The organism is Streptomyces sp. NPDC098789 (assembly GCF_044759975.1).
In the GTDB taxonomy this organism is placed as follows: domain Bacteria; phylum Actinomycetota; class Actinomycetes; order Streptomycetales; family Streptomycetaceae; genus Streptomyces.
On record NZ_JBIWAJ010000018.1, the window covers coordinates 87,222 to 100,396 of the forward strand.

Annotated in this window: 10 protein-coding genes; 1 reads left to right on the forward strand and 9 read right to left on the reverse strand. The window is 70.4% G+C overall.

Annotated elements, in window-relative coordinates; genetic code table 11:
• Positions 1 to 163: 163 nt before the first annotated feature.
• The 7 genes from ACIQWR_RS30895 to nrdR form a co-directional block, all read right to left on the reverse strand.
• Positions 164 to 1,075 carry an ADP-ribosylglycohydrolase family protein gene (locus ACIQWR_RS30895; protein WP_404016265.1) on the reverse strand — a complete coding sequence of 304 codons (912 nt, stop codon included), beginning with the start codon at positions 1,073 to 1,075 and terminating at the stop codon, positions 164 to 166.
• An 11-nt stretch (positions 1,076 to 1,086) separates the two neighbouring features.
• Entirely contained in the window at positions 1,087 to 1,746 is a 660-nt protein-coding gene (locus ACIQWR_RS30900; protein ID WP_399261809.1) for a histidine phosphatase family protein, read from the reverse strand.
• 106 nt (positions 1,747 to 1,852) lie between these two features.
• On the reverse strand, positions 1,853 to 2,458 hold the full coding sequence (locus ACIQWR_RS30905) for a YdbC family protein (RefSeq protein ID WP_354381392.1): 606 nt from the start codon (positions 2,456 to 2,458) through the stop codon (positions 1,853 to 1,855).
• A gap of 33 nt (positions 2,459 to 2,491) precedes the next feature.
• Positions 2,492 to 3,322, reverse strand: coding sequence for an arylamine N-acetyltransferase (locus ACIQWR_RS30910; protein ID WP_404016269.1), 831 nt, complete (start codon positions 3,320 to 3,322; stop codon positions 2,492 to 2,494).
• Between the two features lie 137 nt (positions 3,323 to 3,459).
• Positions 3,460 to 4,152, reverse strand: coding sequence for a DUF6215 domain-containing protein (locus ACIQWR_RS30915; protein WP_404016272.1), 693 nt, complete (start codon positions 4,150 to 4,152; stop codon positions 3,460 to 3,462).
• 210 nt (positions 4,153 to 4,362) lie between these two features.
• A complete protein-coding gene (locus ACIQWR_RS30920) occupies positions 4,363 to 7,251 on the reverse strand; it encodes a vitamin B12-dependent ribonucleotide reductase (RefSeq protein ID WP_404016275.1) in 2,889 nt (962 codons plus the stop codon).
• Positions 7,252 to 7,368: 117 nt separating this feature from the next.
• Entirely contained in the window at positions 7,369 to 7,881 is a 513-nt protein-coding gene (nrdR, locus tag ACIQWR_RS30925) for a transcriptional regulator NrdR (RefSeq protein ID WP_385778179.1), read from the reverse strand.
• 480 nt (positions 7,882 to 8,361) lie between these two features.
• Here nrdR and lexA point away from each other — a divergent pair, with 480 nt between their 5' ends.
• The gene (lexA, locus tag ACIQWR_RS30930; RefSeq protein ID WP_354381387.1) at positions 8,362 to 9,153 is read left to right on the forward strand and encodes a transcriptional repressor LexA; all 792 of its coding nucleotides are present in this window, start codon (positions 8,362 to 8,364) and stop codon (positions 9,151 to 9,153) included.
• Between the two features lie 124 nt (positions 9,154 to 9,277).
• On the opposite strand, the gene ACIQWR_RS30935 is transcribed toward lexA, so the two are convergent.
• Positions 9,278 to 11,248 carry an ATP-dependent DNA helicase gene (locus ACIQWR_RS30935; protein WP_399261821.1) on the reverse strand — a complete coding sequence of 657 codons (1,971 nt, stop codon included), beginning with the start codon at positions 11,246 to 11,248 and terminating at the stop codon, positions 9,278 to 9,280.
• 52 nt (positions 11,249 to 11,300) lie between these two features.
• Complete coding sequence (locus tag ACIQWR_RS30940) at positions 11,301 to 13,157, reverse strand: IucA/IucC family protein (RefSeq protein WP_404016279.1); 1,857 nt, start codon at positions 13,155 to 13,157, stop codon at positions 11,301 to 11,303.
• Positions 13,158 to 13,175 lie beyond the last annotated feature (18 nt).

Sequence of the window (13,175 nt, forward strand, 5' to 3'; positions counted from 1 at the left end):
GGGTCGCCTGTGGCAGGACCGTGACAATCCTCAACGGCCCGGCACGGAACCGGATTTACCAACTCCGCGCCGGTTTCGCACCATTACCTGCGTCACGTACCTGCGTCACGTACCTGCGTCACGTCCCTGCGTCACGTACCCGCGTCGCGTGCCTGCCTCGCGCTCAGAGCGCCGCGGCCTCCGGGAGCCAGGCGGGCAGGGCTTCCGTCCGTGCCAGCCAGTCCGCCGGCAGGGCCTCCTCGCCGCGCGCTCCCAGTACCCCGCCGACGATGGCGCAGGTCGTGTCCACGTCACCGCCGACCTGCGCGGTCGTCCAGAATGCCTGCTCGTAGTCGTGCAACGAGCGGGCGGCCGACCACAGGGCGAAGGGCACGGTGTCGTGGGCGCTGGTGCGGCGCCCGCAGCCCAGCACCGCCGCGACGGTGGTGGCGTCGGCGTAGTCCAGCATGCCGCGCGCGCGGCGCAGACCGGCGCCGACCGCGCTGCGCGGCACCAGCGCGATCACCCCGTCCAGCAGGTCTCCGGGCGTCGGCGGTCCCGCCGGCGCCGCCGCCAGCGCCGCTGCCGCGGCGACCGCCATCGCCCCGCACACCGCCTCGCGGTGCTGGTGGGTGGTGTAGGCCGAGATCTCCGCCTGGTGGGTCGCCTGCTCCGGGTCGTCGGCGTACCAGGCGCCGAGCGGGGCGATGCGCATCGCGGCGCCGTTGCCCCACGAGCCCTGCCCGTTGAAGAGGGCCGAGGACAACTCGCGCCAGTCCTGGCCCTCGCGCACGAGCCGCAGCATGCGGTTGACCGCGGGACCGTAGCCACGGTCGAAGTCGTGGTGCTCGGCGAAGGAGGTGGCCAGCGCGTCCTGGTCGATCCGCCCGTGCGCGGCGAGGACGGCGGCGACCGAGCAGGCCATCTCGGTGTCGTCGGTCCACTGCCAGGGCCCGGACGGCAGCTCGCGCCTCTTGAGCAGCGGGTAGTTGACGGGGACGAAGAACTGGGAGCCCAGCGCGTCACCCAGTGCCAGCCCGCGGAGGCTGGCCAAGGCGCGTGCGTAGCGCCGGTCGGAAGCGGATTCAGGGGTCATCGCGGGTCACTCTAGCCGTCCAGGTCGTAGGGCTCGGGTGTGGTCCACCGTTCAAATGGGCGGTCCATCCGGTAGCGGCCGTCGTCCCCCAGCCGCAGGACCCGGAAGTCGCCGTTCGGGGGGTTGGACAGGCACTCGAACTCGGCCACCGACCAGTGGAACCAGCGCATGCAGAAGAGCCGCATGGTCAGCCCGTGGGTCACCAGCAGCACGTTGGGCGGATGGTCCGGGGCCTCGAAGCTGCGGTAGAGGCTCTCCAGGAAGGATCCGACCCGGTCGTAGACGTCGGCCCCCGACTCGCCCTGCGCGAAGCGGTAGAAGAAGTGCCCGTAGGCGTCCCGGTAGGCCTTCTGGAGCCGGACGTCGTCACGGTCCTGCCAGTTGCCCCAGTCCTGCTCGCGCAGCCTCGGTTCCTCCCGCACCCGCACCCGGCCCGGGTCGAGCTTCAGGTCGCGGAAGGTCTGCAGGGTGCGCCGGTAGGGCGAGAGGTACGCGCTGATCGGCTCGTCGCCGAAGAGGGCCCGCAGCCGCTCGCCCGTGGCGGCGGCCTGCTCGTGCCCGGTGCGGGTCATCCGCAGGGCGTGGTCGGGCTCCCGTTCGTACACCGAGTCGTCGGCATTGCCCTCAGATTCCCCGTGCCTGACGAGGACGATGCGCCGCGGTCGTGCCATTCCATGACCCTAATCCGGCCATCGCCGTCGGACGAGCAGAGCGCGCCGATCACGCATGTGGTCATGGCGACATTCCTAAGGTCACACCGTCATACGGGCACCGGGCTCAGACCGTCCACGACGGTTCCAGGTCGACGACGTCGCCGGTCAGCGCCTCGACATCGGCCTCGGTCTGCGCCCGCAGGGAGAGCCGCTCGACCCGCTCCTGGCGGTACTTGCCGTGCTCGGCCGCCGCGTGCCACATGGACAGCACCAGGAATTCCCGCCCGGGGGCCTCGCCGAAGAGTCCGCGCAGCATCCCGGGCGAGCCCGCCATGGCCGGATTCCACACCTTCTCCTGCATGAGCGCAAAGTGCTCGGTCCGCCCCTCCCGCACCCGGCAGTGCGCCACGCGCACCACGTCGGCGTCGGTGAAGCGCGGTTCGAACCCGGTCTTCACGTCGAAGCGGTGGTCGAAGAGGGTGACCCGGGGGTTGGTGTAGGTGCCGTGCTGGGCCGCGGCCAGCCGGTCGTACGAGCGCGCCATGAAGGAGTCGTAGAAGGAACGGCTCTCCCAGAACGCGAAGACGTGCGCGACGCCTTGCCGGCCCCGGCTCCAGCCGCCGCCCTGCCCCCGGAATCCGGGTTCACCCGGCAGCCCCGCCCATTTGCGCTGCCCCCGTTCGAACCCGCGTCGGTCCGTCACCGTGCAGCGAATCCACTTGACCAGCACCGCGCCATCGTACGGTGCCCGGCGCGGCCCGGGTCAGTACTCGGCCCGGTAGATCCGTACCAGTTCGCCCGCGTCCCGGTCGGACAGTCGGATCCCGAACTCCCGGTCGAGGAGTGCGGTCAGCTCGTCGGGCGCGACCGGGTGGCGCTCCGCCCGCCCGTCGGGATGGAGCGTCGTGAACTCGCCCCGGACGAGGGAGAGCCGGTGGACGGCTCCCGGCACCCCGGGCCGGTGGACGACGAGCTGCCCGATGAAGGCGGACCGGGGGTGGGAGGAGCTGTAGTGGTTCATCAGGACGTAGTCGACCGGGTGGGTCGGCTGCGGGCCGAAGGCGTACAGGTCCCGCCAGGCACCCTCGCTCAGGAAGGTCAGGACGAGCACGCCGTCGGCCTCCTCGCGCACGGCGTACGACCACTCCCCCTGGGACACCACGGTGCCCGGTCGGCCCAGCGGGACGGGCTCGCGCGGCCCCTGGAGGCCGAACCCGGCGTCGCACAGCCAGGGTTCGCCCTCCACGGTGACGACGAGGACGGCGTGGGTGACGGGCAGGAGCGCGTCACCGCGGGTCCTGTTGCGCGCGCCGCGCCCGGCGACGGTGAAACCGATCCGCTCCAGGGCGGCGGCGAGCAGCGTGTTCTGCTCGTAGCAGTAACCGCCGCGGCGGCTGCGCACGAGCTTGTCCTCGATGCTCTTGACGTCGAGCGCGATGGGGTGGCCGAGCAGGACGTCGAGGCTCTCGAAGGGGATGGCGGCGGTGTGGGCCCGATGCACCCCGAACAACGTGTCGAGGTCCGGCCGGAGTTCCCCCGCGTACCCGATCCGCGCCAGATAGGCGTCCAGATCCAGTTCGTCACCGCTCCACATGTCTCCCCCGTCCCTCGGTCCGAAGGCGCCCGTCCGGTACGCCCCCACGCACACACGATGCCACTGGCGCCGCGGCTGACCGCCCCTGACCCCGTCCCCGCCGCCACCGGGTCGGCCGGGGCCCGGCGCGCGCAGGATCAGGCGGCGCTCCACCCCGGGACCGTCGGGAGCAGCTGCTCCGCGAGACGCATCAGCATCGGGTCGTCGGGCAGCTGCCCGTCCTGTCGCCAGACGACGAGTTCGAAGGAGCCGCCGCTGTCCTTGCCGTCCCTGGCGACCAACAGGGTGCGGGCCATGACGCCGGGTGCCGCGCTGCTCTTGCCGCCGCCCACGTTGAAGGTGAGGGACAGCGTGCGGTCCGAGGAGAAGAGCGCCGCGTGCCCCAGGACGGTCTGCTTCTGCACGCCGCTGCCGAGGAGGTCGGCCATTTGGGCCACCTGCATCCGGTCCCCGGACGAGGAGAGCTTCACGTGGTGGCTCTTCAACTGGACGTCCGCCGAGGGGCTGATCTTCTTGGTGCCGTCTGAGCGGTCGATCACGCCGTCGTTGCCCCAGGCGGTCACCGGCTGCTCGCCCGGCGTTCCGAGCAGCACGGCCAGGTCGGGCCGGTTCAGTGCCGCGCACATCTGCGCGCCGGAGACCTGCGGCGCCGCGGGCGCGGCGCTCCGCGACGGCGAACAGACCGCCGGCTTGTTCGCGTCGGCCGTGTTCCCGGCCGCGTTCTGCACGCTCCACAGGACACCCACGAGTCCCCCGACCACCACCACGGCGGCCACTGCCTGAGCCCCCGCGCTCATGCCCTTCTTGGATCCGGCACTTTCCTCGACCATGTCCCCCGCGTCCCCCACCTCGACGTTCGCGCCCTTTGCGCGCCGGTGGAGCCTAACCGGTGATCGTTTCCCGGGGAACAGCTGAATACCGTCCGGTAACTCGGCGCGGACAACGCCGAGGGCGGTGGAGCCTGGCTGGCTCCACCGCCCTGAACAGCTACGTCACGCGCTCCGTGGCGCCCCGCGTCCCGCGGGGGCCGCGATCAACGGTCAGCTGCAACCGCTGGTCGAGCCGCAGCCCTCGCAGATGTAGCAGGACCCGGCGCGCTGCATCTTCGTCCCGCAGGAGAAGCAGAGCGGGGCGTCGGCGCTCACGCCGAGCTGCATCTCCACCAGTTCCGCGTTCGAGTGCGCCTGCTTGGGGGCGGGCACCTCCACGATCGCGACCGGCTTCGGGGCGGCCGGGACGACGGTGAGCGGGGCCGCCGGAGTCAGGGACTCCGTGTCCAGCTCCTCTTCGAGCCGCTCGTACGAACCGGTGTCGAGGTGACGCTGACGCTCTTCGGCGGAGTGGATGCCGAGGGCGGAGCGGGTCTCGAAGGGCAGGAAGTCGAGCGCCACGCGGCGGAAGATGTAGTCGACGATCGACTGCGCCATCCGCACGTCCGGGTCGTCCGTCATGCCGGCCGGCTCGAAGCGCATGTTCGTGAACTTCGCGACGTACGTCTCCAGCGGGACGCCGTACTGCAGGCCGACCGAGACCGCGATGGAGAAGGCGTCCATCATGCCCGCGAGGGTGGAACCCTGCTTGGACATCTTCAGGAAGACCTCGCCCAGACCGTCGTCCGGGTAGGAGTTCGCCGTCATGTACCCCTCGGCGCCACCGACCGTGAAGGAGGTGGTGATGCCCGGGCGGCCCTTGGGCAGGCGCTTGCGGACCGGGCGGTACTCGATGACCTTCTCGACCGCCGTGCGGATGGTCTCCTCGGCCTTCGCGGTGACCTCGACCTTCTCCTCTTCCTTCTTCTTCGCGGAGAGGGGCTGGCCGACCTTGCAGTTGTCGCGGTAGATGGCGAGCGCCTTGACGCCCAGCTTCCAGGCCTCGAAGTAGATCTCCTCGATCTCTTCGACGGTCGCCGTCTCCGGCATGTTGACCGTCTTGGAGATCGCGCCGGAGATCCACGGCTGGATCGCGGCCATCATCCGGACGTGGCCCATCGCGGAGATGGAACGCTCGCCCATCGCGCAGTCGAAGACCGGGTAGTGCTCGACCTTGAGGCCCGGGGCGTCGACGACCACGCCGTGTTCGGCGATGTGGGCGACGATGGCCTCGATCTGCTCCTCCTGGTAGCCCAGGCGGCGCAGGGCCTGCGGAACGGTGCCGTTGACGATCTGCATCGAGCCGCCGCCGACGAGCTTCTTGAACTTGACCAGGGCCAGGTCCGGCTCGACGCCCGTGGTGTCACAGGACATCGCGAGACCGATGGTGCCGGTCGGCGCGAGCACGGAGGCCTGCGCGTTGCGGAAGCCGTTCTTCTCGCCGAGGCGCAGGACGTCCTGCCAGGCCTCGGTGGCAGCGGCCCAGATCACGTTGTCGAGGTCCGCGGTGCGCGGCGCGACGGCGTTGGCGTCGGAGTGCTGCCTCATGACGCGCTTGTGCGACTCGGCGTTGCGGGCGTAGCCGTCGTACGGGCCCACGATCGCGGCGAGCTCGGCGGAACGCTTGTACGCGGTACCGGTCATCAGCGAGGTGATCGAGGCGGCGAGGGTGCGGCCGCCGTCCGAGTCGTACGCGTGGCCGGTGGCCATCAGCAGGGCGCCGAGGTTGGCGTAGCCGATGCCCAGCTGGCGGAAGGCGCGGGTGTTCTCGCCGATCTTCTGCGTCGGGAAGTCCGCGAAGCAGATGGAGATGTCCATCGCCGTGATGACCAGCTCGACGACCTTCGCGAAACGCTCGGCGTCGAAGGACTGGGAGCCCTTGCCGTCGTCGTTCAGGAACTTCATCAGGTTGAGCGAGGCGAGGTTGCAGGACGTGTTGTCCAGGTGCATGTACTCGCTGCACGGGTTCGACGCGGTGATGCGGCCGGACTCGGGGCAGGTGTGCCAGTTGTTGATCACACCGTCGTACTGGATGCCCGGGTCGGCGCAGGCCCACGCGGCCTCGGCCAGCTTGCGGAAGAGCGCCTTGGCGTCGACCTTCTCGATGACCTCGCCGGTCATGCGGGCGCGCAGGCCGAACTCGGTGCCGTTCTCGACGGCCGTCATGAACTCGTCGTTCACACGGACGGAGTTGTTGGCGTTCTGGTACTGGACGGACGTGATGTCGTCGCCGCCCAGGTCCATGTCGAAGCCCGCGTCGCGCAGGGCGCGGATCTTCTCCTCTTCCTTCACCTTGGTCGCGATGAAGTCCTCGACGTCCGGGTGGTCCACGTCCAGGACGACCATCTTGGCCGCGCGACGGGTGGCGCCGCCCGACTTGATCGTTCCGGCGGACGCGTCGGCGCCGCGCATGAAGGAGACCGGGCCGGAGGCGTTGCCGCCGGAGGAGAGCAGCTCCTTGGAGGAGCGGATGCGGGAGAGGTTCAGGCCGGCGCCGGAGCCGCCCTTGAAGATCATGCCCTCTTCCTTGTACCAGTCGAGGATCGACTCCATGGAGTCGTCGACGGCCAGGATGAAGCAGGCGGAGACCTGCTGCGGCTGGGGGGTGCCGACGTTGAACCACACCGGCGAGTTGAAGCTGAAGATCTGGTGCAGGAGCGCGTAGGTCAGCTCGTGCTCGAAGATCTCGGCGTCGGCGGGCGAGGAGAAGTAGTCGAAGTCCTCGCCGGCCTTCGTGTAGGTCTTCACGATCCGGTCGATCAGCTGCTTGAGACCGGTCTCGCGCTGCGGGGTGCCGACGGCCCCGCGGAAGTACTTGCTGGTGACGATGTTGACCGCGTTCACCGACCAGAAGTCGGGGAACTCGACGCCACGCTGCTCGAAATTGACCGAGCCGTCGCGCCAGTTGGTCATGACGACGTCACGACGTTCCCAGGACACCTCGTCGTACGGGTGCACGCCGGGGGTCGTGTGGATGCGCTCGATCCGAAGGCCGCTCTTGGCTGCCTTGGTTCCCTTGGTGCGGGAACCTCGCGCCGAGCCGCTCGCCGTCTCTGTCATGCCGCCTCCCATATACGGGCGAAACGCCCTAATGTGCCAGCGAAATTCCCCGGCACGGTTTTGACTGTGATCTACGTACGTGGCCTGGCTGATCCCGGCCGCAGCGCGGCCGCCCGGTCAGTCGGCGGCGGAGGCGGGCACGGGGACCGCGGAGGTCCCACCGGGCTCGCACTCTTGGGTGTGAGTCCGCCGGTCACGGAGTTCCGTGATGGCGGTCTCGAAGTCTTCGAGGGAGTTGAACGCCTTGTAGACGGACGCGAACCGGAGGTACGCGACCAGGTCCAGCTCCTGCAACGGGCCGAGTATGGCCAGACCCACGTCATGGGTGGTCAGCTCGGCACTACCGGTGGCGCGCAACGCTTCCTCGACCCGCTGGCCGAGCTTGGCGAGGGCGTCCTCGGTGACGGGTCGTCCCTGGCAGGCCTTGCGGACGCCGGAGATGACCTTGGTGCGACTGAAGGGCTCGGTGACCCCACTGCGCTTGATCACCATCAGTGACGCGGTCTCGACCGTGGTGAAACGACGAGAGCAGTCCGGACACTGACGGCGCCTGCGGATCGACGTCCCGTCGTCCGTGGTGCGACTGTCGACGACGCGGCTGTCGGGATGCCTGCAGAAGGGGCAGTGCAAAGCTCCGGACCCTTCTTCTCGGCACGACTGAACAACCTCCCGAAAGGCCCGCGCAGCAACGGCTGACCACAGAGGCAGGGCTCTGTCAGGGGCTCGGGAAGCAGCCACCAGCATATGCGATGTCGGGCCGCTCAGCAGACCGGGGACCACAACCTCTGGGTGACTTCGCTCATCCAACCACTAGATCTTGGGTTGTGGAGGATTTACGGCGCTCCGCGTGTCGCAGCCCCCGATGGCCGGATCCGGGGGCCCCGAGTGCCACACTGGGCCCGGGAGCGGACGGGGCGACTCAACCGGCAAGGGTACCGTAAGCGGAAGATGCCCGACCGAACCCGCGTTCGGTCACCCGCTCGTCTATACACCCCTCCACATGACCACGATGAGCGATCTGCGATTTTTCACTCGAACGTGTGTTTGGCGCAACCTTTCGAAAGCTACTACCGTTGTCCAGCTAGGGAGAACATTTCGAGAGGGGCCGACGTGACCACCACCGCAGACAGTGCCACCATCACTGCCCAGAACCGCTCCCAGAGCCGACTCGAGCCGGTGCATGCAATGAACGACTCAAGCCTGAACCCGGAGGCGGAGCCCGTCCGCCCCGCACGCTCGCTGCCAGGGCGACCTCCAGGCATCCGCGCCGACAGCTCCGGACTCACGGACCGGCAGCGGAGGGTCATCGAGGTCATCCGTGACTCGGTGCAGCGCCGCGGGTACCCGCCGTCGATGCGGGAGATCGGCCAGGCGGTCGGCCTGTCCAGCACGTCTTCGGTGGCCCACCAGCTGATGGCCCTCGAACGCAAGGGCTTCCTGCGCCGTGACCCGCACCGCCCCCGGGCGTACGAGGTACGGGGCTCCGACCAGCCCAGCTCGCAGCCCACGGACACCACCGGCAAGCCCGCCGCCTCCTACGTCCCCCTGGTCGGCCGGATCGCCGCGGGCGGCCCGATCCTCGCCGAGGAGTCGGTCGAGGACGTGTTCCCCCTCCCCCGGCAGCTCGTCGGCGACGGGGAGCTCTTCGTCCTCAAGGTCGTCGGCGACTCCATGATCGAAGCCGCCATCTGTGACGGCGACTGGGTCACGGTCCGCCGCCAGCCCGTCGCGGAGAACGGTGACATCGTCGCCGCGATGCTCGACGGCGAAGCCACGGTCAAGCGGTTCAAGCGCGAGGACGGCCACGTCTGGTTGCTCCCGCACAACTCCGCCTACCAGCCCATCCCGGGTGACGAGGCGACCATCCTCGGCAAGGTGGTCGCGGTACTGCGGCGCCTCTGACGGCCGCCGCCCCCATCCGGCCCCGGGACTCACTGCGCCGTGTCCCGGGGCTGCTCTTTGCCCTCGTCCTTCCGCCCTCGCCCTTCCGCCCTCTTCCGTCCTCAGACGGCCAGGGCGGCTCCGCTCACTTGCCGTCGGCCTGCGCGGTCGCGTCGATGGCGGCCAGCGAGCGGCGGACCTGATTGCGGTCCGTGGTGTACCAGAAGTCCGGCAGCGTGGCCCGGACGAAACTGCCGTAGCGCGCGGTGGCGAGGCGGGGGTCCAGCACCGCGACCACGCCCCGGTCCTCCGAGGCCCGGACCAGACGGCCCGCGCCCTGCGCCATGAGCAGCGCCGCGTGGGTCGCGGCCACGGCCATGAAACCGTTGCCGCCGCGCTCCTCCACAGACTTCTGCCGGGCGCTCATCAGCGGGTCGTCCGGACGCGGGAACGGAATCCGGTCCATGACGACGAGCTGGCAGCTGGGTCCGGGCACGTCCACGCCCTGCCAGAGCGAGAGGGTGCCGAACAGACAGGTCTTCGGATCGGCGGCGAAGGCCTTGATCAACTCGCCGAGCGTCTCCTCCCCCTGGAGCAGGATCGGGTTGTCGAGCCGCCCGCGGAGCTCCTCGGCGGCCGCCTTGGCTCCGCGCATGGACGAGAACAGGCCGAGGGTGCGGCCGCCCGCCGCCTCGATCAGCTCGGCCAACTCGTCGATCATGTCCCCGCGGGTGCCCTCGCGGCCGGGGGTGGCCAGGTGCTTGGCGACGTAGAGGATGCCCTGCTTCGGGTAGTCGAAGGGCGAGCCGACGTCGAGGCCCTTCCAGACGGGGACGTCGTCCCCCTCGACCCCTTCGGGCGAGAGCCCCATCGAGGCCGCGACGCCGTTGAAGTCGCCGCCCAGCTTCAGGGTCGCGGAGGTCAGGACCACGGAGCGGTCCTCGAACAGCTTCTCGCGCAGCAGCCCGGACACCGAGAGCGGGGCGACCCGCAGGGTGGCCCCGAAGCGGTCGTGGCGCTCGTACCAGACCACGTCGTACTCGGAGCCGAGGGTGATCCGCTCCGCCACGCCGTGGATGCTCTCCACCGCGGCGAGGGCTTGCTTGCGCACCGCGTCCTCGTCGTGGACGGACTTGTCGCGGGTGCCGCCGATCGCCGAGATCACGTTGCGCGAGGCGTCCCGGAGGGCGAGCAGGGCGTAACCGAGGTCCTCCGGGATCTCTTCCAACCGACCGGGCAGGGCCAGCTCCATCACCCGCTCGAAGGTCTCGGCGGCCGTCTGGAGGGAGTCGGCGATCTTCTCGTTGACCAACTTCGCGGACCGCTTCACCGCGCGGTTGACCTGGCCGGGAGTGAGTTCACCGGTGGCGACACCGGTCACCCGGGAGACCAGCTCGTGGGCCTCGTCGACGATCAGCACCTCGTGCTGCGGGAGCACCGGAGCGCCCTCGATGGCGTCGATCGCGAGCAGCGCGTGGTTGGTGACCACGACGTCGGCGAGCTTGGCGCGCTCGCGGGCGGCCTCGGCGAAGCACTCGGCGCCGTAGGCGCACTTCGTCGCACCCAGGCATTCCCGGGAGGAGACGGAGATCTGGGCCCAGGCCTTGTCGGAGACGCCCGGAGTGAGGTCGTCCCGGTCACCGGTCTCCGTCTCGTCCGCCCAGTCGCGCAGGCGCAGCAGGTCCTGGCCGAGCTTGCTCGTCGGGGCAGCCGCTTCGAACTGGTCGAAGAGGCCCTCCTCCTCGTCCTGCGGTGCCCCTTCGTGGAGGCGGTGCAGGCAGAGGTAGTTGGAGCGGCCCTTGAGCATGGCGAACTGCGGCCGGCGGCGCAGCTGCGGGTGCAGCGCCTCGACCGTGCGCGGCAGGTCGCGCTCGACGAGCTGGCGCTGGAGCGCGAGCGTGGCGGTGGCCACGACCACGCGCTCGCCGTGCGCGAGCGCGGGCACCAGATAGCCGAGGGACTTTCCGGTGCCCGTGCCTGCCTGGATGAGCCGGTGGGAGTTGTCGTCGATCGCTTCGGCGACGGCTTCGGCCATGGCCACCTGGCCGGGACGCTCGGTACCGCCGACGGCGGTGACGGCGGCGTGCAGCAGGTCGGTGAGAGAGGGCTTCGTCATAGCACCGCCAACCCTACGGGGCGCCACCGACAGCGACCGCACCGGCGAGTGGTCACGAGGGGTACAGGGGATTGGGCACGCTGCCGTGGACGACGGCGTGCGGGCGGTTCGGACGGTCCCGGTAACCGTCCTCGTGGAGCCGGTTCCGGTTGAGGCAGAGCCGGTCGATCCGCTCCGTGAGCAGGTCGAACAGCTCGTATCGCTCCTTCAGCTCGGGGAAGCGGGCGTGGTGGCGGAGGATCTCCGCCCGTACGAGCGACCAGAAGTCGCGCTCGGGGACCGCGAGCCGGTCCTCGCAGATCGCCGAGAGGTAGCGGAAGACGCCGACGAAGAGTCCCGAGTGGATGAACTGGGGCAGGAAGTCCGCGGGCTCGGTGAGCAGGACCGCGCGGACCTCGTCGGGCATGGTGGCGTGCTCGGGCAGCGGGTCACGGCTGACGTTGACGTCGTCCACGAAGTCCTTGACCGCGAGCCGGACCGGGACGTCGCGCTCGTCGAAGATCACGATCGCGTTCTCTCCGTGGGGCGAGAACACCGTGCCGTAGCGGTAGAGGAAACGGAGCAGGGGCGGCAGGAGCGCGGCGAAGAGGTGCTGCAGCCAGAGCTGCGCGGGCAGGCCGGAGCGGGCGACCAGCTCGGCGGTGAAGGACCGGCCGCGCGGGTCGGTGTGCAGGAGCGAGGCGAGCGTCCGGGCCCGCTCCCCGGGGGCGAGGTGGCGGGCGAGCGGCTCGCGCCAGATCGCGCCGAGCAGTTCGCGGTACTGGTACGGCACCTCGGGCAGCCCGTCGTAGACGGGGTGCCGCACGGTGACGGAGGCGACCTCGCCGAGCAGGACGACCCTGCATTCGTCGCGCAGGAAGGGGTCGGCGTCGCGCAGGGAGTGGATCCAGGCCGTGACGGCCGGCGCCGCGAGGGTGAGGTCGGTGGGCAGGCCGCGCCAGACCATGGTGTTGAAGACGGCCAGGGGGAGCTTGACGGTGTGCCGGTCGGGGCGGGTGACGTTGAGGAAGGTCCGGATCGACTGCTGGGGCAGGCGTACGTCGGGGTCCGCGGGCAGCGGCACGAGCGCACCGGACGCCAGGGCGGGGGCGAAGAGGGGGAGCACGACCTCGTCCCACTGCCAGGGGTGGACCGGGAGGTAGAGGTAGCCGCGCGGGTCGAGTCCGCGGTCGCGCAGAACCCCGTCGAAGGCGGCTCGGGTGACGGGGTCCAGCTCGGCCGAGTAGAGCCGGGCGGGGTCCTCCAGGCCGGCGGCGCCCCGGTAGGCGGCGAGGGAGGTGTGGGCCGCGAGCCAGGGCAACCGCTGGCGGGTGCGGGCCTCGGGGGTCCAGGCCGCGGCGTCGGCGGCCGAGAAGCCGAGGCGGCCCTTGTTGAGGACGAGCCAGGGGTGGCCGGTCTGGTGGCCTTCGAGGGCCGCGTAGTCGAGGTCGGCCAGGAGGTCGGCGGTGAGGGCGGTGTGGTCGATGCGCGCGTCGGCGGCGAGGGTCGCGCTCAGTTCCCGGACGAGGTGGCCGAGGGTGGTGCCGTCGAGCCCGAGGAGTTCCCGGGCGAGGACGAGGAAGCGGTACGGGTCCCCGAAGGCCCCGGCCGGTGCGGTCGAGGGCGCCGCGGCCGTGCGGGTGATGGTGGTGGCGTCGACCTGCCAACTGTCGTAGGCCCGGCGGCGGGCCCGGAAGCCGAGGGAACTGCCGTCGTCCAAGGTGAGCGTCCAGGCGTCGCCGTCGGCGGCCGGGGCCGGAACGGGCCGGACGATCTCCTCGTAGGCGAATTCGCCGAGCATCTTGGCCAGCAGCCGTCGCGCGGCGAAGTCCCAGGTCGAGAGGGTGAGTTCGGGCGGGGTGCGCGGGTCTTGGGGCGACGGTGCCAGCGCCGCGTCGGTGGAGTCGGAGGCAGGGGGGAAATTCGGCACAAGACTCCTCGGGATCGG

Coding starts and splice junctions, on each gene's coding strand:
- ACIQWR_RS30915 (WP_404016272.1), bottom strand. CDS start 4,152: ATGGTCGAGGAAAGTGCCGGATCCAAGAAGGGCATGAGCGCGGGGGCT.
- ACIQWR_RS30900 (WP_399261809.1), bottom strand. CDS start 1,746: ATGGCACGACCGCGGCGCATCGTCCTCGTCAGGCACGGGGAATCTGAG.
- ACIQWR_RS30895 (WP_404016265.1), bottom strand. CDS start 1,075: ATGACCCCTGAATCCGCTTCCGACCGGCGCTACGCACGCGCCTTGGCC.
- ACIQWR_RS30935 (WP_399261821.1), bottom strand. CDS start 11,248: ATGACGAAGCCCTCTCTCACCGACCTGCTGCACGCCGCCGTCACCGCC.
- ACIQWR_RS30920 (WP_404016275.1), bottom strand. CDS start 7,251: ATGACAGAGACGGCGAGCGGCTCGGCGCGAGGTTCCCGCACCAAGGGA.
- ACIQWR_RS30910 (WP_404016269.1), bottom strand. CDS start 3,322: ATGTGGAGCGGTGACGAACTGGATCTGGACGCCTATCTGGCGCGGATC.